The following is a 19,864-nucleotide window of genomic DNA, read 5'->3' as shown; positions in this document are numbered from 1 at the left end:
GTTGATGGCGGTTGGGGGACATCGCTGGAACTGGAAGCCAGCGTTCCCGTACAGCAATCTAAGTGGAAACGGGGGCAAAGTCAACGCGCCGGGAGCGCCGCACCATCACGGTGCGCTGGTATGATGGGCGCCTGACCGCCTTGCCACAGGCCGGTGCCGCACCTGATTGTCAACCACCCTAACGAGACGAGACTTGCACATGAAACTGTATATCAGCCCCCGCACGCCGAATCCACGCCGCGTCACCATGTTCATCGCCGAAAAAGGCATCACCGGCATCGAGGAAGTGGCGCTCGACCTGATGGCGGGCCAGCACCGCGATCCCGCCTTCCTGGCGAAAAACCCGCTGGGCCGCGTGCCCGTGCTGGAATTGGCGGACGGACGCGTGCTGACCGAGACGCGCGCCATCTGCACTTACCTGGAAGGCTTGCAGCCGCAGCCGAACCTGATGGGAGAAGGTTTCGAAGAGCGCGCGTTCATCGAAATGGCCGACCGCCGCGTGGAACTGCATTTGTTCAGCGCCGCCGCCAACTGGGTGCGCCACGGCCATCCGGCCCTGGTGGCGCTGGAAAACCCGCAGTTTCCCGATTTCGCCACGGCGCAGGCGGGCAAGCTGCGCGAGACGGCGCAGTGGCTGGACCAGGTGCTGGCGCAGCAGCCGTACATCGCCGGCGAGCGCTTCACCATTGCCGACATCACGGCCTTCTGCGCGCTGGAATTTGCGCGCGGCCTGATGAAATACCGTCCCGGCGCGGAAGGCTTGCAACACCTGCAGGCTTACCGCGACTGCATCGCCGAACGCCCCAGCGCGCAGGCGAAGTAAGCACTAAAAGCAGAACGCCTGCGCCGGAATCCGGTGCAGGCGTTCTGTCTTGCGGGGGCCGTCAGGCCGGGTTTACTTCGAGTTCCTTACTTCAGCTGCTCCAGCAGGAAGGTGTAGGTCAGCGCCCACATCAGCGCCTGCTGGTCGTTATTGGCGGCGCCCGCGTGGCCGCCTTCCGTGTTTTCCCAGTACAGCACGTCGTGGCCTTGCTCTTCCATCTTCGCCACCATCTTGCGCGCATGGCCGGGGTGGACCCGGTCGTCGCGCGTCGAGGTGGTAAACAGCACGCGCGGATATTTCTTGTCCTTGAAGACGTTCTGGTACGGCGAGTACTTGCTGATGTACGCCCATTGTTCCGGCACGTCCGGGTCGCCGTACTCTCCCATCCACGAGGCGCCCGCCAGCATCTTGTTATAGCGGCGCATGTCGAGCAGCGGCACCTGGCTGACGACGGCGTTGAACAGATCGGGACGCTGCACCAGCACGGCGCCCGTCAGCAGGCCGCCATTGCTGCCGCCCATGATGCCCAGGTGGCGCGGACTGGTGACCTTGCGCTGGATCAAATCCTGCGCCACCGAGATGAAATCGTCATACGCGCGCTGGCGGTTTTCCTTCAGCGCCGCCTGGTGCCAGCGGGGGCCGAATTCGCCGCCGCCGCGGATATTGGCCAGCACATACACGCCGCCTTTTTCCAGCCACGCCACGCCCGTGGTGCCGCTGTAGCTCGGTTTCAGCGACACTTCGAAGCCGCCGTAGCCATACAGCACGGTGGGGTTGCTGCCGTCGAATTTCGTCTTCTTGCCCATGATGGCGAAATACGGCACCTTCGTGCCATCCTTCGACGTCGATTCGAACTGCTCCACCTTGTACGGCGCCGCGTCGTAGTAGGCGGGCAGCGACTTGATCTTGGTCCGCTTGTCGCTCTGCGCCGTGGCCAGGTACAGGGTGGTGGGGTTGAGGAAGTCGGTCACCGTCAGGAAGTACTGGTCCGAGTCGACGGGGTCGAGCGCGCTGACGGCCAGGGTGCCCAGCTTGGGCGCATCGACGGCGCGGCGCTGCCACTTGCCGTTCACGTGGCGCAGTTCCGTCAGGCGGTTCTTGACCTTGTCCAGGGTGGTGACGAGGATGGCCGATTTCGTCGCCGTGACATTGTCCAGCGATGACGTGGCCGTGGGCGCGTACAGCACTTCCAGCACCTGCTTGCCCTGCATGAAGGACTTGAAGTCGGTCGCCAGCAATGAGCCTTGCGCATAGGTCTTGCCGTTGACTTTCCAGTCCGAACGCAGGGTGATGACCAGCTGGTCGCGCACGGTGACGGCCGTCGCGTCGTCCGGTTTCGGCACTTTCTTCAGCTCGGCGCCGTCGCGCAGGAACATTTCGCCGCTGTAGAAATCGATTTGCCGCTCGATGAACTGGTGTTCGTGGCCGGGCGTGAAATCCTTGTAGGCGCCCGCGCTCAGGTCGTCGGCTTTGGCTTCATACAGCGTTTGCGCCTGCGCCAGCGGCGTGCCGCGCTGCCACTGCTTGATGATGCGCGGGTAGCCGGAGCTGGTCATCGAGCCTGGGCCGAAATCCGTGGAGACGAACAGGGTGTCCTGGTCGATCCAGCTGGCGCTGCCCTTCGCTTCGGGCAGGGTGAAGCCGCCGTCGACGAAGGCGCGCTTGGCCACGTCGTATTCGCGCACCACCTTGGCGTCGCCGCCGCCACGCGACAGGGAAATGAGGCAGCGTTCGCCCTTCGGATACAGGCAGGAAGCGCCGCCCCAGACCCAGTTTTCACTCTCGCCGGCGGCCAGCTGGTCGAGGTCGATCACGGTTTCCCACGCAGGTTCGGCCTGCTGGTACTGCGCCAGCGTGGTGCGGCGCCAGATGCCGCGCACGTGCTGGGCGTCGCGCCAGAAGTTGTAGTAATACTCGCCTTCCTTGCTGACGTAGGGAATGCGTTCCTTGGAATTGAGGATGGTTTTCAGGCGCGCCTGCAGAGCCGAAAAGCCGGGCTGGGCTTCCAATTCCTTGGTGGTGACGGCATTGTGCTGCTTGACCCAGGCCAGCGGCTTGTCGCCGAGGACGTCTTCCAGCCACAGGTGGGGATCGGTGTTGGCGGCGGCGGGCGCGGGGGCTTGTGCATGGGCGATGCCCGCTGCGGCCAGGCCGAGCAGCATGCTGCTGGCGAGAATGCGATATGACGACATGTAGGGTTCCTGGTTGGTCCGATGGAGGCCGCGTTGCAGGCAAAACGGCGCAGCCATGGTGCCATGGATTGCTGTAAGGAACCAGTGTCTATGGGCGACTACTTAAAAAATAGCATGCTTTTCCAATATTGTTTGCTGGAATGGACGCAGGCCGCAGAATCTGCGGCGTGTCGCGCCTTTCAGCATATGCCAGGCCCGATCAGCGAGGTCAAGGTGAGCTGCGTCGGTTCGACATCGCCGCCGTCGCAGTGATAAATCCATAATGCCTCGTTGTCGCGGCTGTCGATGAACAGGATGCGCGTGTTTTCCTCGCCGATGGCCAGGCAATCCGCCAGTTCGGCAAGGCTGAACGGTGCTGCCTGCTTCGACCCCGTTCCCGCCGCTTGCGCCAGGGCCTGCCCAAAGCCGGCCAGTTGCCTGACTGCCAGGTACCTGGTTCCATCCACATCAACGTCCTGGCACAGCGCGTCCAGGCTGTACAAGGTGAAGGGCTCTTCATCCTTGAAAATCGCCACGCCGGGTAGTGACTTTGCGCTGCGGAGGTGCGCGAGATAGGCCTGGGGCACGATTACTTGTTCCCTGGCCAGCAACTTTTCCAGCTGCTTGCCGTTTTTCTTCGTGACTTTGGCGGCCTTGGGCGCAGCCGTCTCGCAAGCCTGCGCTGTCCAGGCGACCGGATTGAACTGGAACATCCTTGCACATGCGGGACAGTGCAGGAACATGAACGTCATCTTTTTGGCGATGGCCGTTGTTAAGAACGCGCCATCCGGGGCATCCATTGCGCTGGGGGCGAAGTGGCGCCCGCAGTCGCCATCGTAGGGACAAATGATCTCTGTCATAGTTCAGATTGGTGTCGCATTGAAGTAGTGTTCCATACGCAAAGCGATCTCCTCTTTTTCTTGCGGATAAGATGCCTTGGGGTTTCTTTCCCAGTAGGCAATACCTTCGTGCAAGGCCCACAAGGCTTTTTCCTGCTTGCCGGCCATCAGATAATAATCGTAGGCCCTGGCATGCGAGCCTTGCGCTTCGACCAGGGCCAGGGCCGCATTTTCCCAGTTGGACCGGTGGTCGAGCCAGGGAATGGCCAACTCCAGCAGATTGTCCCGCAGGCAGGCCATAACTGTTGTCCGATGGGACGGATCGACGAGCTGGTGTTCCTTGTCCTCCTTGCCATCGATGACAGGGAATTGCCAGTTTCTGATATCCCAGTCGGCCACATCACCAACGATATTGTTGGCAGGTTCGTGAGCGTAACGCGCCTTGTGCCATGAGGTGTAGGATCTGGATGAAACCTGATAGTGGCTCCAGAATGCCACACAGACATGCTCTTCATTATGGCGGTTGGCCTGGAAATGGATGGCCTGGACGAATTCGTTCCGCGCGCGCTTGAAGGTCAGCTGGCTTGGCGAGAACTTGAAGCCCGCTGCCGTCAGCGGCTCCAGCAAGAACGCTTCGATATTGGCGATGATCAGCGCTTTTGGCTTCATTCCGTTTCCTGGCATTCGTCGGTTGCGCCGCCTGCGGTCAAAACGGCGCTGCCATGTTGCCATAGATCAGCGCCAGCGCACCTTGCGGCGGGCAATCGTGCGAGGGGAAAACCTGCCGCTATTTTTCCTGCGCGCTTCCGGGGGCTGTGTGCTGGCCAGGCAGCCTGGCCACTACCTTGATCTCGAACTGGAAACCATACAGCCACGTCACGCCAACGGCCGTGACGGTGGGGTGGGGAGCTTCGCCCCAGTAACCGGCTTGCACGATATCCCAGATGCGCTGGAAGTTGGCCTGCGGGTCGACGATAAAGATGGTCACGTCCTGCACGTCGTCGAACGAGCAGCCGGCCGCTTGCAAGATGGCATTCAGGTTGTCGAAGGCGCGCCGGACCTGGGCTTCGAGCCCGGGTTCGGGCGAACCGTCTTCGCGGCTGCCGACCTGTCCCGACACGAACAGCAGGCCGTTGGCGCGCACGGCGGGCGAATAGCGGTTCTGCTCATACAGGGCTTGGCGGCCCGGAGGGAATACGACGTCGCGTTTCATCAGCTTTCCTTTGTCGATGCAGCGAAGTTGCTGCCTGGAGAACACTTTATCTGCTGCCAGCCTGCTGATAAAGCGGCCAGAATCGTCTGCACTGTTTGTATAATCCAAACAATCGGGTGGCGGAGGTGTGGATGGACAAGTTGGATACGATGCGGGCATTCGTGCGGGTGGTCGAGACGGGCAGTTTTACGCGGGCGGCCGCGACCTTGCATATGAGCCGCACGACGGTGACGCAGCTGGTGCAGCAGCTCGAGGCACGGCTGCGCCTGAAGTTGCTGAACCGCACCACGCGCAAGGTCAATGTGACGGCCGATGGCGCCGTCTACTACGAGCGCATCGTGCAGGTGCTCGACACCCTGGAAGAAATCGAAACGAGCTTGCCGCATGCCGCTGCCTTGCCGCGGGGCCAGTTGCGCGTGGACGTGCCCAGTCCGCTCGCCGCTTTGCTGCTGGTGCCGGCGCTGCCCGGGTTTCATGCGCGGTATCCCGATATTGTGCTCGACATGGGCGCCAGCGACCGCATGGTCGACGTGATCGGCGACAATGTCGATTGCGTGATACGCGGCGGTGACATCACCGATCAGTCGCTGATGGCGCGCAAGCTCGCCGACTTGCCGCTGGGCGTGTATGCGGCGCCTGCCTACCTGCAACGGGTGGGCACGCCCTTGCATCCGCTGGACTTGCAGGACAGCGCGCACCGCATCGTGCGCTTTCGCTGGGGACGCAGCGGCAACGGCTTTCCGTACGTGATGCACCGCGAGGGCAAGAGCGTGAAGATCCATGGCCAGTACGTGCTGTCGATCGACGACGGCAACGCCTACCTGGCGGCTGGGGTGGCGGGGCTGGGCGTGCTGTGGCTGCCCGAGTATATGGCGCAGCCGCACGTGGCCAGGGGCGAGCTGCTGCCGCTGTTCCACGCATGGACGGTCGACGCCATGCCGCTCTATCTCGCCTATCCGCCGAACCGCCATGTCAGCAAGAAACTGCGCGTCTTCATCGACTGGGTCGCCGAACTGATGGCTCGGCATTCCGCCCCCGCTGTCACCGTCACGGCAACTGATTGACCCACACGGGCGCCGACCAGACGATATTGCCGTCGTCCTGCGTCAGCCGCGCGTAATAGAAATGGGGGCCGGGCGCGGGCGTGAGGGTGAGTTCGGCCTGGTCCGATACCTGTGTGACGGATCCATTGCTTCCCGGCACGCCGTGGAAAATGGCGACGGCGGCCGCTTGCCGCCCGGCGCTGTTGCTGAAGCTGATGGCCAGGTGCAAGGGACCGTGGTTGTCGAAGCGCTCGCCCATCAGCTTGCCGTTGGCCGTGAACAGCAGTTGCGCGTGCTTGTCCATGGTGGCAAACACGCGGCGCGCGCGCAGCGCTTCGAGGAAGCCGTCGCGTGACACGGGCGTGCCAGCGGCCGGGCTGGCCACCAGCACGGCCGTGCGGTTGCCGTAAGCCGCTCCCCAGTTGGCGCAGTGGTTGTCCTGGTTGCTGCTGAAGGCCACGTGATAGCCGGCCGCCAGGGCTCGGTTGCAGGCCGCCTCGTAATTGCTGCGCCGCGTTTCCGTTTCCTCGTCGTTGGTGGAAAAAGCGGACGTGTTCATGACTTCGCACAACACCATGGCCGCGTCGCCATCCGGCGTGTAGCCCAGCGGCTGCCCATCGACGAGAAACTGTCCCGCATAGGCTGGGTGGTTGAACTGCCCGATCCAGCCCCGTTCGCGCATCAGCGCGTACAGGCCAGCGTAATCGCTTTTCGGCGTTTCCACGTCGGCCAGCAGCTCGCCCAGGGCATTCCTTTCCCAGCCCAGCAGCTGGTCGCTATTGAAGATGTTCAGGTGGCCGCCCTTGTTGATGACGCCCCATTCCATGCCGTACAGGGCCAGGAAGCCGGGATGGGCGGCCGTATACGCGGCCGCTTCGGCCAGTCCCGTCTGGTACAGGGCTGTCGCTTCGGCCGGGATGGCAGCGGCGTTGGTGCCATCGGAACCGTCATACATATGGTTGTGCTCGGATGTCAGCAGGGCGTCGAGTCCATGTTGCTGCGCATACTTGTAGGCATCGATGGGGCCGAAGGGCGCCGTTTGCGGTTCCTGCGCGCCATGACAGGCATCGAGCGCCGCGCCGCCGTCGCTGTGGCGCGTCTGGCTGTGCAGGTTGGCGTAGACGATGCGGTACGCTAGCTGGCCATCCAGGCTGGGCAGTTGCTGCAAGCCCGCCTGGAAGGCGGGTACCCTGGGCGGCGCGCCGGCCCCCCGCTGCACCTGGATGTGCCATTGCTGTTCCACCTGCGCTTCCTGCGGCGTGCCGGCATCGGCCACGGCCAGCAGGCGCAGTTCATACAAACCGTCCGGGACCGGCACGCGCCGTGCGCGCGCATCGGCGTCGGCGCGGCCATCCCAGGGCAAGGCGACGCTCTTGCCGCCGGCCCCCACCTGTTCCGTGCCCGACCAGCGCCGCAGCACGGCGCCTTGCGGCCCTGGGCCGGACAAGGTCAAGGTCCAGCGCACCGCATGCGCGCGCCCCGCGTCGGGATAGGCGAGGCGGACCAGAAAGGTGCGTGCCTGCGTTGTCCGTGCCCCGGGCGCGGCGCGGAAGGGCGCGACGACAGTGGCATCGAGTTCGCTGTGTTCCTTCGGATCTTGCGCGGCGGCACTGTTGCTCCACGTTATGAGCAACACGCCAGCACACGCGCAAGCGAGCCACGGCGGCCAAGGCGGCCGCCAGCGGCGCAGTGTCTTGAGCATCGTGGCCTCCCGCAACTGCTTCAGATGGTAAGTTAGACAAGAGTTGCCACGTGCCGGTTCCCGCATGCACCAGCAAGTGGCGTGCTTGCACCGTGATTGGCCATGATCTGGCGCAAAGCCAGTGCAAATGGCGCCGCGTACCCCTGCAAAAGCTGGCACGGCGCTTGCTACACAAGAGATACGGATCAACGGCGATCCCCTGAATAAACGCACAACGGTCCAACGACGGACCACATGGACAACGGCGTCCGCCCAGGCTGATTTTTCTCATCGGCGGGGCGGGCGCCGTTTTGTTTTATCAACGGGATACTTCGGGAACCATCATGGTCAGCCAAAAAGCAACGCGCATTGCGCTCTTCTCCCTCGCCACGCCGCCCATGCGCGCATTCCACCTGACGTGGATGGCATTTTTCGTGTGTTTCTTCGCCTGGTTCGCCTGCGCACCCCTGATGCCTGTCATCAAGGGCGAGTTCGGCCTTTCCTTGGCGCAAGTGGCAAATATCAATATCGCGGCCGTCGCCATCACCATCCTCGTGCGCCTGATCGTGGGGCCATTGTGCGACCGCTACGGCCCGCGCAAGACCTACACGGGTTTGCTGCTGCTGGGCGCCATACCCGTGCTGGGCGTGGCCGCGTCGCAAAGCTATGAAAGCTTTCTGTTCTTCCGCCTGGGCATCGGCGCCGTCGGCGCCAGCTTTGTCATTACGCAATATCACACCTCCGTGATGTTTGCGCCCCGCGTGGTGGGCACGGCGAATGCGGCCGCCGCCGGCTGGGGCAATGCGGGCGGCGGCGCGGCGCAGGCGCTGATGCCCTTGCTGCTGGGCGCCGTGCTGATGCTGGGCGTGTCCGAATCGCTGGGCTGGCGCATCGCGCTGCTGGTGCCGGGCGTGCTGATGCTGGTGATGGCTGCCCTCTACTGGCGCTTTACGCAGGATTGCCCGGAAGGCAATTACGCGGACTTGCGCGCCGCTGGCGTGGCTATCGAGGGTGGAAAGGCCGGACATGCTCCGGCCGGTGGCTGGGACAGCTTCAAGGCCGCCAGCGCCAACTACCGCGTGTGGCTGCTGTTCGTCACCTACGGCGCCTGCTTCGGCATCGAAATCTTCATCCACAACATCGCCGCCGTGTACTACGTCGACCATTTCGGCCTGTCCTTGAAATCGGCGGGACTGGCCGCCGGCAGCTTCGGCTTGCTGGCCCTGTTTGCCCGCGCTTTGGGCGGCTGGATGTCGGATAAATTGGCCCTGCGCGGCAATTTGAACAGCCGCGTGACCCTGCTGTTCATGCTGATGATCGGCGAAGGCGTGGGCTTGCTGTGGTTTGCCAAGGTCGACAGCGTCACGTATGCCGTCATCGCCATGCTGGTCTTCGGCCTGTTCACCCACATGGCGTGCGGCGCGACCTATGCGCTGGTGCCCTTTATCGACAGCCGCGCGCTGGGCGGCGTGGCCGGCATCATCGGCGCGGGCGGCAATGTGGGCGCCGTGGCGGCCGGTTTCCTGATGAAGGGTACGGGCGACATCCGCCTGACATTGATCATTCTCAGCGCGCTGGTGGTGATCTCGGCCCTGTGCGCCATCGCCGTGCGCTTTACGCGCGAAGCGGCCGAACCGAACATGGCCGCGGCCTGAGGAGACAGCAATGAACCACCCCTTGAACATCGTCGTCCTTGGCCATGGCATGGTCGGGCATAAATTCCTCGAACGCCTGGCGCTGGAAAACGCGCCGCACTTGCACGTCACAGTGCTGTGCGAAGAACCGCGCCCCGCCTACGACAGGGTGCACCTGTCCGAATTTTTCAGCGGCAAATCGGCCGACGACCTCTCCTTGGTGGCGCCCGGCTTCTTCGACAAGGGCAACGTCGTCCTGAAGCTCAATGCGCGGGCCGTGTCCATCGACCGCGCCGCGAAAACCGTCACGGCCAGCACGGGCGAAGTCTTGATCTACGACAAACTCGTGTTTGCCACCGGTTCGACGCCGTTCGTGCCGCCGCTGCCGGGCAAGGAGCGCGACGGCTGCTTCGTCTACCGCACCATCGAAGACCTGGAAGCCATGCTGGCCTGGGGCGGAAAGTCAAAAACGGGCGTGGTGATCGGCGGCGGGCTCTTGGGCCTCGAATGCGCGAAAGCCCTGCGCGATTTAAAGCTGGACACCCACGTGGTGGAATTCGCGCCGCGCCTGATGGCCGTGCAGGTCGATGAAGGCGGCGCGCGCGTCCTGCGCCGCAAGATCGAGGAACTGGGCGTGACCGTGCACACGCAAAAGAATACCTTGGCCATCGTCGACGGCGAAGCGGCCACGCACCGCATGCAGTTCGCCGACGGCAGCCACCTGGAAGCGGACATGATCGTCTTCTCGGCCGGCATCCGCCCCCGCGACGAGCTGGCGCGCGCCTGCGGCCTGGAGGTGGGGCCGCGCGGCGGCATCGCCATCGACGACAGCTGCGTTACCTCCGACCCGGACATCTACGCGATCGGCGAATGCGCGCTGTGGGGCGGCCTGGTCTTCGGCCTGGTGGCGCCCGGCTATGAAATGGCGCGCATCGCGGCGCGCCACGTGCTGCAGGAGGAAGAAGGAGAAGCGGGCGAAGCATCGTTCAAGGGCGCCGACATGAGTACCAAGCTCAAATTGATGGGCGTGGACGTCGCCAGCCTGGGCGACCCGCACGGCAATGCGCCGGGCAGCCGCTCCTACCAGTTCATGGACGAGCGCAAGCAGATCTACAAGAAAATCGTCGTCTCCGATTGCGGCAAATACCTGCTGGGCGGCGTGATGGTGGGCGACGCCAGCGAATACGGCACCTTGCTGCAGATGATGCTCAACAAGATAGAGCTGCCGGCATCCCCCGAATTCCTGATCCTGCCGCAGGCGGACGGCCAGCAAAAGGTCGGCCTGGGCGTGGACGCCTTGCCCGAATCGGCGCAGATCTGCTCGTGCAACGACGTGTCGAAGGGCGCGCTGTGCGCGGCCGTCGCCGGGGGCGCCACCACCATCGGCGCTTTGAAAAGCTGCACGAAAGCGGGGACGGCTTGCGGCGGCTGCGTGCCGCTCGTGACGCAGATCATGAAGGCGGAAATGCAAAAGCAGGGTCTGGCAGTCAACAACCACGTGTGCGAACACTTTGCGTACTCGCGCCAGGAGCTGCACCACTTGGTGCGCGTGGGCAAGATCCGCAGCTTCGGCGCGCTCCTGGGCGCGCATGGCCAGGGTTTGGGGTGCGACGTGTGCAAGCCCGTGGCGGCGAATATCCTCGCCTCTTGCTGGAACGATTTCGTGCTCTCTCCCGTGCACGCCAGCTTGCAGGACAGTAACGATTATTTCCTTGGCAATATCCAGAAGGATGGCACGTATTCCGTCGTACCGCGCATGCCGGGCGGCGAAGTGACGGCCGACGGCTTGATCGCCGTGGGCATGGTGGCGAAAAAATACGGTCTCTACACGAAAATCACGGGCGGCCAGCGGGTCGACCTGTTCGGCGCGCGCGTCGACGAGTTGCCTGCCATCTGGGAAGAGCTGATCGCGGCCGGCTTCGAGTCGGGTCACGCCTACGGCAAATCCTTGCGCACGGTCAAATCGTGCGTCGGCTCCACCTGGTGCCGCTATGGCGTGGCCGACAGCGTGGGCTTTGCCATCGCGCTGGAAAACCGCTACAAGGGCTTGCGCACGCCGCACAAGATCAAGTTCGGCGTTTCCGGCTGCACGCGCGAATGCGCCGAGGCGCAAGGCAAGGATATCGGCCTGATCGCCACGGAAAAGGGCTGGAATCTGTACGTGTGCGGCAATGGCGGCATGAAACCGCGCCATGCGGAATTGCTGGCGTCCGATCTCGATGAAGCCACCCTGGTGCGCTACGTCGACCGCTTCCTGATGTTTTACGTGCGCACGGCCGACCGCCTGCAGCGCACCAGCGTGTGGCGCGACAACCTGGAAGGGGGCCTCGATTACCTGAAGTCCGTCGTCGTGGCCGACCGCCTGGGCATCGCCCACGAACTGGAGGCGGACATGCAGCACGTGGTCGACACCTATGCCTGCGAGTGGCAGGCAGCCGTCACGGACCCCGCCGTGCGCCAGCGCTTCCGCCATTTCGTCAACAGCGAAAAGAACGATGAAAACGTGGTGTTCGTCGAAGAGCGGGGCCAGATCCGGCCCGCCACGCTTGACGAACGCCGCGGCACCGTGATCCCCATCCTTGCCGTGGAGGCTTGAGCCATGAATGCGATGAATGAACTTTCCGGCGCCACCGCCGACAACTGGGTGGCCATCTGCCCCTTGACCGACATCGTGCCCGACACGGGCGTGTGCGCCTTGCTCAATGGGCGCCACGTGGCCGTGTTCCGCGTCGGCGATGCCGCGCCGCGCGTGTACGCCATCGACAATATCGACCCGAACGCGGGCGCTTCCGTGCTGTCGCGGGGCCTCGTGGGCAGTATCGGGGAGCGCGTCGTCGTCGCCTCGCCCATCTACAAGCAGCATTTCGACCTGGCCAGCGGCGAGTGCATCGAAGCGCCGGAACACTCGGTCGCCGCCTGGCCGGCGCGCGTGTTTGCGGACATGGTGTGGGTGGCCCTGTGAATCCGCCAGTCAGGGCCACTGCGCGTCCCTCGCTGATCGTCGTCGGCAACGGCATGGCCGGCATGCGCACGGTCGAGGAGCTCTTGAAACTCGCGCCGGACCTGTACGACATCACCGTGTTTGGCGCCGAGCCGCACGGCAATTACAACCGCATCCTGCTGTCGCCCGTGCTGGCCGGCGAAAAGTCGGTGGACGACATCATGCTGCATACGCGCGACTGGTATGCGCACAACGGCATCACCCTGCACGCGGGCGACCCCGTCGTGCGCATCGACCGCCAGGCGCGCACGGTACAAGCGCTGTCCGGCATCGAGGTGCGCTACGACCGACTGCTGCTGGCCACCGGTTCCACGCCCTTCATCGTGCCCGTGCCGGGCCACCAGCTGCCCGGCGTGATCGGTTTTCGCGATATCAGCGACGTCGACACCATGCTGCAGGCGGCGCGCACGCACCGCCACGCGGTGGTCATCGGCGGCGGCTTGCTGGGGCTGGAAGCGGCCAACGGCTTGCAGCGCCAGGGCATGGACGTCACGGTGGTGCACATGAGCGGCGCGTTGATGAACCAGCAGCTGGACGCACCCGCCTCGATGCTGCTGAAAACGGCGCTGGAAGCGCGCGGCCTGCGTTTCCTGATGCAGGCGCAAACGTCTTCCATTCTGGGCAGCACCCGCGTGGAAGGCGTGCAGTTTGCGGACGGCAGCAGCATTCCCGCCGACCTGGTGGTGATGACGGCCGGCGTGCGACCCAACATCGCGCTGGCGCAAGCGGCCGGCCTGCACTGCGAACGGGCCATCGTCGTCGACGACTGCCTGCAAAGCTATGACCCGCGCGTGTACGCCGTGGGTGAATGCGTGCAGCACCGGCGCGCCACCTTCGGCCTGGTGGCGCCCATCTGGGAGCAGGCGCGCGTGTGCGGCGCGCACCTGGCCGGCGCGGGCCACCGCCGCTACGTGCAGCAAGCCAGCGCCACCAAGTTGAAGGTGACGGGCATCGACCTGTATTCGGCCGGCGACATCATCGGCGGCGAAGGCAGCGAAGACCTGGTGCTGCGCGATCCACGCCGCGGCGTCTACAAGCGCCTGGTGGTGCAGGGCAGCCGCCTGGCCGGCGCCGTGCTGTATGGCGACGTGCAGGACGGTCCCTGGTATTTCGACCTGATCCAGCAGCGCCGCGACATCAGCAAGCTGCGCGCCCATTTATTGTTTGGCCAGGCGCTGTGCGCCCAGGCCGCCTGACAGGACATTCCATGACTAGCTGCACGCCCGTGAAAACCACTTGCCCGTACTGCGGCGTCGGCTGCGGCGTGGAAGCGACACGCCTGCCCGACGGCGCCATCCGCATCGCCGGCGATACGGCCCACCCGGCCAACCAGGGCCGCCTGTGCGTGAAAGGCTCGGCGCTGGGCGACACCCTGGACCTGGAGAACCGTTTGCTGCAGCCGCAGGTGCGCGTCGACGGCGTGCTGCAGCGCGCTTCCTGGGACGCCGCGCTGGACCAGGTGGCCGGCGGCCTGCGCGCCATCATCGCCGAGCACGGCCCCGACGCGGTGGCCCTGTATGTCTCGGGCCAGCTGCTGACGGAAGATTATTATGTTGCCAATAAATTCATGAAGGGCTATGTGGGCAGCGCGAATATCGACACCAATTCGCGCCTGTGCATGTCGTCGGCCGTGGCGGGCCACAAGCGCGCGTTCGGCGAGGATATCGTACCGGGCTGCTATGACGACCTGGAACTGGCCGACATGGTGGTGCTGGTGGGCTCGAACACGGCCTGGTGCCACCCGATCCTGTTCCAGCGCATCGCCCGCATCCGCGAAACCCGGCCGCACATGAAACTGGTGGTGATCGACCCGCGCCGCACGGCCACCTGCGAGCTGGCCGACTTGCACCTGCCCGTGAAACCGGGCACCGACGTGTGGCTGTTCAACGGCTTGCTGTGCTATCTGGCGCGGGAAGGTGCGATCGACGACGCTTTCGTCACGCAGCACAGTGCGGGCCTCGACGACGCGCTGGCGGCCGCCCACGTGGATTGCGGCGACCCCTTGCAGGTGGCGGCCATCTGCAAGGTCGACCCGCACGCCTTGCTGGCGTTTTACCAGGCGTTTGCCACCACGCGCAAGGTCGTCACCGCGTTTTCCCAGGGCGTGAACCAGTCATCGAGCGGCACGGACAAGGTCAACAGCATCATCAACTGCCATCTGGCGACGGGACGCATCGGCCAGCCCGGCATGGGGCCGTTTTCCCTCACGGGCCAGCCGAACGCCATGGGCGGGCGCGAAGTGGGCGGCCTAGCCAACATGCTGGCCGCGCACCTGGAGCTGGACAAGCCGCTGCACCGCGAGGCCGTACAAACCTTCTGGGACTCGCCGCGCATGGCAAGCAAGCCTGGCCTGAAGGCCGTGGAACTGTTCCACGCGATCGAGGCGGGTAAAGTGAAAGCCGTGTGGATCATCGCCACCAATCCGCTGGTCAGCATGCCGGACGCGGACCAGGTGCGCCGCGCGCTGGCCAAGTGCGAACTGGTGGTGGTGTCGGACATCAGCGCAGGCTCGGATACGAACGTCCATGCCGACGTGCTGCTGCCAGCCCTGGGCTGGGGCGAAAAGGATGGCACGGTGACCAATTCGGAGCGCCGCATCTCGCGCCAGCGGGCGTTTCTGCCGGCGCCCGGCGAAGCGCGCGCCGACTGGGACGTGCTGTGTGACGTGGCGCGGCGCATGGGCCATGCCGGCTTCGATTTCGCGTCGCCGCAGGCCATTTTCGACGAACACGCGCGCCTGTCCGCCTTCCGCAACGCGGGAGAAACGGCGCGCCTGTTCAACCTGGGCCACCTGGCCGGCCTGGATGCGGCGCGCTATGACGCCCTGGCGCCGCAGCAGTGGCCGCAGGGCCAGGCGCGCCTGTTCGGCGACGGCCGTTTCGCGCATGCGGACGGGCGCGCGCGTTTCGTGCCCACGGTGCCGCGCGCGCCGCGTAACATGCCCGACGAAGACTATCCGCTCATCCTGAACACGGGCCGGGTGCGCGACCAGTGGCATACGATGACGCGCACGGGCAAGGCAGCGAAACTGTCGGGGCATATCGCCGAAGCCTTCATCGACCTCCACCCGCAGGATGCGCTGCTGTACAGCGTGCGCGAAGGCGAACTGGCGCGCGTCTCCAGCGCCTGGGGCGCGATGGTGGCGCGCGTCGTGCATGGCGGCGGCATCGCGCGCGGCCAGGTCTTCGTGCCCATCCACTGGAGCGACGCGAATGCGTCCGACGCGCGCGTGGGCGCCGTCGTCAATCCCGTCGTCGATCCCGTCTCGGGCGAACCGGAATTCAAGCACACGCCCGTGCGCATCGAGCAATTCCGCGTGCACTGGCATGCGTTTGTCCTGAGTCGCACGCCCTTGAACCTGGGCGGCGTGGCGCACTGGACGCGCATCCAGGGCGAGCAATTCCTGCGCTACGAACTGGCCGGCCGCCAGCGCATCGAGGACCTGGGCGCCTGGGCGCGCGCGCTGCTGGGCGTGACGGACGAGAATGCCGACTGGCTCGATTATGCGGATGCCAGCGCGGGCGTGTACCGCGCCGTGCACCTGGACGAGGGGCGCATCGCGCAATGCGTGTATGTCTCGCCGCGGCCCGACCTGCCGTCGCGCAGCTGGCTGGCTGGCCTGTTTGCGCACGCGCAGCTCGATGCGGCCGACCGCGCCGGCGTGCTGCTGGGCCAGCCCATCGGCAAGGGCATGGACGCCGGTCCCACCGTGTGTTCGTGCTTTGGCGTGGGGCGCAACACCATATGCGCGGCCATCGTGGAACAGAAGCTGACGACGACGGCGCAGGTGACGGCCTGCGTCAAGGCGGGCGGCAATTGCGGCTCCTGCGTACCGGAGATACGACAGTTGCTGCTTGAGGCGCGCAGCGCGGCCTGAAAATCTGTCCTTTCCGGCACGGCTTTGTTATATTGCCAGCTCTATAACAGAGAGGCAGTGTGATGACAGCAGTACAACACCCGACGGTCTGGCTGACGGGCTTGAGCGGCGCCGGCAAGACCAGTATCGCCCTGTCGCTGGCGCAGGCGCTGAAGGCGCAGGGCCGCGCCGTGACGGTGCTCGACGGCGACCAGCTGCGCCATGGCTTGAACCGCGACCTGGGTTTTACGCCCGAAGACCGGCATGAAAACATCCGCCGCGTGGCCGAAGTGGCGCGCCTGATGAACGGCGCGGACTTGACCGTCATCGCCGCCTTCATTTCCCCCAGCCGCGCAGACCGGGCCATGGCCGCCGCCATCATCGGCACGGCGCATTTCATCGAAGTCCACGTCAGCACCCCGCTGGCCGTGTGCGAGGCGCGCGACGTCAAGGGGCTGTACGCGAAGGCGCGCGCGGGGCAGATCGCCGAATTCACGGGCGTGTCCGCCCCCTATGAAGCGCCGCTGGCGGCTGCGCTGACCCTCGATACGGGCGCCCTGGCGCTGGAAGAGTCGGTCGGGCGTCTGTGCCGGCATTTGCAGCAGCGGCCGTGACGACCTGGCGCAAATGGCTGCGCCGGCACGTGCCCGCCAGCCTGAAGGCGCGCATGAGCGTGGTCGTCTTCCTGCTCGTGCTGGGCGCGGTCGCCTCGCTGGCGCTGGCCACCCTGGCCGTGGCCGAGCGCGGCATGCGCGACGTGACGGGGCGCCAGCAGTACGTATCGCTGTCCAGCGCCGCCGTCTTCATCGATGAAGAACTCGACGCGAAGCGCAATGTGCTGCGCGCGATGGCGGACAGCCTGGCGGCCGGCGGCGCGCACGACGGCGCCAGCCTGCAGCGCTTCCTGGCCGCGCAAACGGTGCTGAGCAAGGAGTTTTATTCGGCCGGCGTGGTCGGCATCGACGGCGTTGTCCTGGCCAGCGTGAGTCCCTTCAAGCCGCAGGCGGGGTTGAACGTCAAGGGCCGTCCATACTTCGAACAGACGCTGGCGACGCGGCGCTCGGTGATTTCCGCGCCGCTCAACGGCAGCATTTCCGGCATGCCCATCGTCGTGGTGACCCAGCCCGTGTTCGACGCGCAGGGCGGCGTGCGCTATGTGCTGGCGGCCAGCGTGAACCTGCGCCAGCCCGATTTCCTGGGGCGCCTGGGCGCGCTCAAGCCGGGTCCGGGCGGCTACCTGTACATCATGACCAGCGCAGGCGTGATCGTCGAGCATCCCGACAAGTCGCGCATCATGCAGCATATCGAAGCGCATGGGCCCATCAGCATACCGACGCGGCGCGCCATGCAGGGTTTCGAGGGCTGGCTGACGGGCACCACCTCGCAAGGCGTCGATGCCCTGTTTGCCTACCACCGCATCGCCTCGACGGACTGGATACTGGCTTCCGTCTATCCCATGAGCGACGCGTTCGCGCCGCTGCACGCCATCCGCAGCAAGATCCTGCTGGCCGCCGTGCTGCTGGCCGCGCTGGCGGGCCTGGCCGGCTGGCGCGTGGTGCTGCGCCTGTTGCAGCCTTTGGCGCGCTTGCGCCACCAGGTGCATGAGATCCGCCGTCATCGCCTGGGCATCGATGTGCTGCAAATCGAGCGGCGCGACGAGATCGGCGACTTGAGCCGCGACTTTTACTCGCTGGTGGCCGAGCGCGAAATCGCTGAGGCGCAGACGCGCGGCAGCGAGCGGCGCCTGAAACTGCTGACGGACCATGTGCCCGTGGTGATCGTGTATATCGACCGCGAGCACCGCTACCAGTTCATCAACGCCACGTTTGAAAAATGGTTCGGCAGGTCGCAGCGGGAAAGCCTGATGCAGTCGATCCGCGACGTGCTCGGCGAAGAGGCGTATCAATTGCGCGAAGCCTACCTGCGGCGCGCCTTCGCGGGCGAGGAGGTCGAATATGAATTTACCATCGGCGGCGAAGGGGAGGCCGGCCCGCGGGCCTTCCAGACCAGCTACGTGCCCGACGTGGGCGAGAGCGGCGCGGTGGAAGGCGTGTATGGCCTGATCCACGAAATCACCAAGACCAAGGCGGTGCACACGGCGCTGCAGTCTGCCGCCGCCACCGATACCCTGACGGGCATCGCCAACCGGCGCCGCTTCGACGAGCAGCTGGCGCAAAGCATGCAGCGCACGCGGGCCGCGCGCGCGCCGATGGCGCTGGCCTATCTCGATATCGACCGTTTCAAGGCCATCAACGACAGCCTGGGACACAAGGCGGGTGACGAAGTGCTGAAGGAATTCGCCGCGCGCCTGGTGCGCAGCGTGCGCGCCAGCGATCTGGTGGCGCGCCTGGCCGGCGATGAATTCGTGATCATACTCGAAGGCGTGAACGGCGCGGCGGAAGTGCGCCAGGTCGGAGCCAAGATCATCGACGCCATCCGCCAGCCCTTCGCGCTGGCCAGCGGCCCGCTGCCGGTGACGACCAGCATCGGCATCGCCATCTTCCGCGAAGGCGCGCTGACGCCGGCGCAGTTGCTGGACCTGGCCGACCAGGCCCTGTATGCCGCCAAGGGGCAGGGCCGCGACGGCGTGGCGCTGCTCGAGGCGGCGCCGTAGGTTTTACTTACAGGGTGGCAGTCCAGTGGTCGAGCTGCTGCGTGGTGGCCGTCACGCCGCCGCAGACGATGACGAGCACCTTGCGGTAGGGCGCCAGTTCCGGCGCCTTGCCGTAGACGGCCGCCAGCGCCGCGCCGCAGGCCGGTTCCACCACCAGGCGCTGGTCGGTGATGAAGCGCTGGCAGGCGTCGACGGCGGCCCGGTCCGACACCACCACGCTGTGCAGCGGGCGCGTCTGGCTGATGGCAAACGCTTGCGCGCAGACCTGGCGCGCGGCCAGCGACGTGGCGATGCTGCTCACGGCCGGCAGGGCCACGTGTTCGTGCGCGGCCACGGCCGCCGCCAGCGACGCGGCGCCTTGCGTTTCCACGGCCACCAGGGCCACGTCATCCCAGCCATTGCGTTGCAATCCTTCGGCCACGCCGGCCAGCAGGCCGCCGCCGCCCACCGACAGCACCACGGCGTCCGGCTTCAGGCCCGCGCCGGCCACTTCATCGATCATGCCGGCGTGGCCCTGCCACAGCAGCGGGTCGTCGAACGGATGCAAAAAGGCGTCTTGCGGCGTGAGCATCGACTGCGCCAGCGCATTCGCTTCCTGCCACGCGGCGCCGTGCACGATGACTTCGGCGCCTTCCTGCGCGATCAGGGCCCTGGCCCGTTCGCTGGTCGTTTCCGGCACGACGACGATGACGGGGATGCCCAGCTGGCGTCCCGCATAGGCGACGGCGATGCCGGCATTGCCGCCGGAAGAGGAGATGAAACGGCTGGCGCCGCGCCGCGCGTATTCTTCGCAGGCGAGGCCGATGCCGCGGATCTTGAAGGAGCCGGGCGGCTGCAAGGCTTCGAGCTTGAGCCAGACGGCGCGTTCGCTGTGCAGGCTCAGGGCGCGCGAGTTGAGCAAGGGAGTTTCGATGTGCAGGGCCATGCGGGTTCCTGGTAAACGGTCAGGCCAGCATCATAGCCGAAGCGCCCGCGCCACCGCGTCACCC

At 65.5% G+C, this 19,864-nt stretch carries 15 protein-coding genes; 9 read left to right on the top strand and 6 right to left on the bottom strand.

The annotated features are described in order from the left end of the window. Nucleotides 1-199: 199 nt before the first annotated feature. A complete protein-coding gene (locus O3301_RS22970; RefSeq protein WP_305057591.1) occupies nt 200-823 on the top strand; it encodes a glutathione S-transferase family protein in 624 nt (207 codons plus the stop codon). A gap of 86 nt (nt 824-909) precedes the next feature. On the opposite strand, the gene O3301_RS22965 is transcribed toward O3301_RS22970, so the two are convergent. The 4 genes from O3301_RS22965 to O3301_RS22950 form a co-directional block, all read right to left on the bottom strand. Continuing rightward, entirely contained in the window at nt 910-3,015 is a 2,106-nt protein-coding gene (locus O3301_RS22965; protein ID WP_305057590.1) for a prolyl oligopeptidase family protein, read from the bottom strand. Nucleotides 3,016-3,194: 179 nt separating this feature from the next. Beyond that, complete coding sequence (locus tag O3301_RS22960; RefSeq protein WP_305057589.1) at nt 3,195-3,854, bottom strand: hypothetical protein; 660 nt, start codon at nt 3,852-3,854, stop codon at nt 3,195-3,197. A gap of 3 nt (nt 3,855-3,857) precedes the next feature. Next, on the bottom strand, nt 3,858-4,502 hold the full coding sequence (locus O3301_RS22955) for a DUF4304 domain-containing protein (RefSeq protein WP_305057588.1): 645 nt from the start codon (nt 4,500-4,502) through the stop codon (nt 3,858-3,860). 118 nt (nt 4,503-4,620) lie between these two features. Beyond that, complete coding sequence (locus O3301_RS22950) at nt 4,621-5,049, bottom strand: RidA family protein (RefSeq protein ID WP_289911466.1); 429 nt, start codon at nt 5,047-5,049, stop codon at nt 4,621-4,623. Between the two features lie 128 nt (nt 5,050-5,177). On the opposite strand from O3301_RS22950, the gene O3301_RS22945 reads away from it, so the two are divergent. Continuing rightward, nucleotides 5,178-6,110: a LysR family transcriptional regulator gene (locus O3301_RS22945; protein ID WP_305057587.1), complete on the top strand. Its 933-nt coding sequence runs from the start codon at nt 5,178-5,180 to the stop codon at nt 6,108-6,110. On the opposite strand, the gene O3301_RS22940 is transcribed toward O3301_RS22945, so the two are convergent. Further along, complete coding sequence (locus tag O3301_RS22940) at nt 6,094-7,725, bottom strand: CehA/McbA family metallohydrolase (RefSeq protein WP_289914163.1); 1,632 nt, start codon at nt 7,723-7,725, stop codon at nt 6,094-6,096. The genes O3301_RS22945 and O3301_RS22940 overlap by 17 nt on opposite strands. Before the next feature lie 389 nt (nt 7,726-8,114). Here O3301_RS22940 and O3301_RS22935 point away from each other — a divergent pair, with 389 nt between their 5' ends. The 7 genes from O3301_RS22935 to O3301_RS22905 all read left to right on the top strand — a co-directional run bounded on the left by O3301_RS22935 (nt 8,115) and on the right by O3301_RS22905 (nt 18,875). Beyond that, complete coding sequence (locus tag O3301_RS22935; RefSeq protein WP_305057586.1) at nt 8,115-9,425, top strand: MFS transporter; 1,311 nt, start codon at nt 8,115-8,117, stop codon at nt 9,423-9,425. A gap of 10 nt (nt 9,426-9,435) precedes the next feature. After that, a complete protein-coding gene (gene nirB / locus O3301_RS22930; RefSeq protein WP_305057585.1) occupies nt 9,436-12,000 on the top strand; it encodes a nitrite reductase large subunit NirB in 2,565 nt (854 codons plus the stop codon). A 12-nt stretch (nt 12,001-12,012) separates the two neighbouring features. After that, nucleotides 12,013-12,366, top strand: a complete 354-nt coding sequence (gene nirD / locus O3301_RS22925) for a nitrite reductase small subunit NirD (protein ID WP_099667321.1) — start codon at nt 12,013-12,015, stop codon at nt 12,364-12,366. Further along, the gene (locus tag O3301_RS22920; RefSeq protein ID WP_305057584.1) at nt 12,363-13,601 is read left to right on the top strand and encodes an NAD(P)/FAD-dependent oxidoreductase; all 1,239 of its coding nucleotides are present in this window, start codon (nt 12,363-12,365) and stop codon (nt 13,599-13,601) included. The genes nirD and O3301_RS22920 overlap by 4 nt, the downstream gene beginning before the upstream one ends. Nucleotides 13,602-13,612: 11 nt before the next feature. Continuing rightward, complete coding sequence (locus O3301_RS22915) at nt 13,613-16,282, top strand: nitrate reductase (protein ID WP_305057583.1); 2,670 nt, start codon at nt 13,613-13,615, stop codon at nt 16,280-16,282. Between the two features lie 62 nt (nt 16,283-16,344). Next, nucleotides 16,345-16,875 (top strand): adenylyl-sulfate kinase, encoded by a 531-nt coding sequence (gene cysC, locus O3301_RS22910; protein WP_289914168.1) that lies wholly within the window; start codon nt 16,345-16,347, stop codon nt 16,873-16,875. After that, nucleotides 16,872-18,875 carry a diguanylate cyclase domain-containing protein gene (locus tag O3301_RS22905; protein ID WP_251348124.1) on the top strand — a complete coding sequence of 668 codons (2,004 nt, stop codon included), beginning with the start codon at nt 16,872-16,874 and terminating at the stop codon, nt 18,873-18,875. Before cysC ends, O3301_RS22905 begins: the two co-directional genes overlap by 4 nt. A 7-nt stretch (nt 18,876-18,882) precedes the next feature. Here O3301_RS22905 and O3301_RS22900 read toward each other — a convergent pair whose 3' ends face one another. Further along, the gene (locus tag O3301_RS22900; RefSeq protein WP_305057582.1) at nt 18,883-19,800 is read right to left on the bottom strand and encodes a pyridoxal-phosphate dependent enzyme; all 918 of its coding nucleotides are present in this window, start codon (nt 19,798-19,800) and stop codon (nt 18,883-18,885) included. Nucleotides 19,801-19,864 lie beyond the last annotated feature (64 nt).

This window comes from Janthinobacterium sp. SUN211 (assembly GCF_030587315.1).
In the GTDB taxonomy this organism is placed as follows: domain Bacteria; phylum Pseudomonadota; class Gammaproteobacteria; order Burkholderiales; family Burkholderiaceae_D; genus Janthinobacterium; species Janthinobacterium kumbetense.
The sequence above is the reverse complement of the archived record's forward strand: the minus strand, read 5'-3'. Positions and strand labels throughout refer to the sequence as shown.

Excerpts from the sequence above, each read along its gene's own strand:
- O3301_RS22935 (WP_305057586.1), top strand. The coding sequence starts at position 8,115 with ATGGTCAGCCAAAAAGCAACGCGCATTGCGCTCTTCTCCCTCGCCACG.
- O3301_RS22915 (WP_305057583.1), top strand. The coding sequence starts at position 13,613 with ATGACTAGCTGCACGCCCGTGAAAACCACTTGCCCGTACTGCGGCGTC.
- cysC (WP_289914168.1), top strand. The coding sequence starts at position 16,345 with ATGACAGCAGTACAACACCCGACGGTCTGGCTGACGGGCTTGAGCGGC.
- O3301_RS22970 (WP_305057591.1), top strand. The coding sequence starts at position 200 with ATGAAACTGTATATCAGCCCCCGCACGCCGAATCCACGCCGCGTCACC.
- O3301_RS22955 (WP_305057588.1), bottom strand. The coding sequence starts at position 4,502 with ATGAAGCCAAAAGCGCTGATCATCGCCAATATCGAAGCGTTCTTGCTG.
- nirD (WP_099667321.1), top strand. The coding sequence starts at position 12,013 with ATGAATGAACTTTCCGGCGCCACCGCCGACAACTGGGTGGCCATCTGC.
- O3301_RS22960 (WP_305057589.1), bottom strand. The coding sequence starts at position 3,854 with ATGACAGAGATCATTTGTCCCTACGATGGCGACTGCGGGCGCCACTTC.
- nirB (WP_305057585.1), top strand. The coding sequence starts at position 9,436 with ATGAACCACCCCTTGAACATCGTCGTCCTTGGCCATGGCATGGTCGGG.
- O3301_RS22900 (WP_305057582.1), bottom strand. The coding sequence starts at position 19,800 with ATGGCCCTGCACATCGAAACTCCCTTGCTCAACTCGCGCGCCCTGAGC.
- O3301_RS22945 (WP_305057587.1), top strand. The coding sequence starts at position 5,178 with ATGGACAAGTTGGATACGATGCGGGCATTCGTGCGGGTGGTCGAGACG.
- O3301_RS22965 (WP_305057590.1), bottom strand. The coding sequence starts at position 3,015 with ATGTCGTCATATCGCATTCTCGCCAGCAGCATGCTGCTCGGCCTGGCC.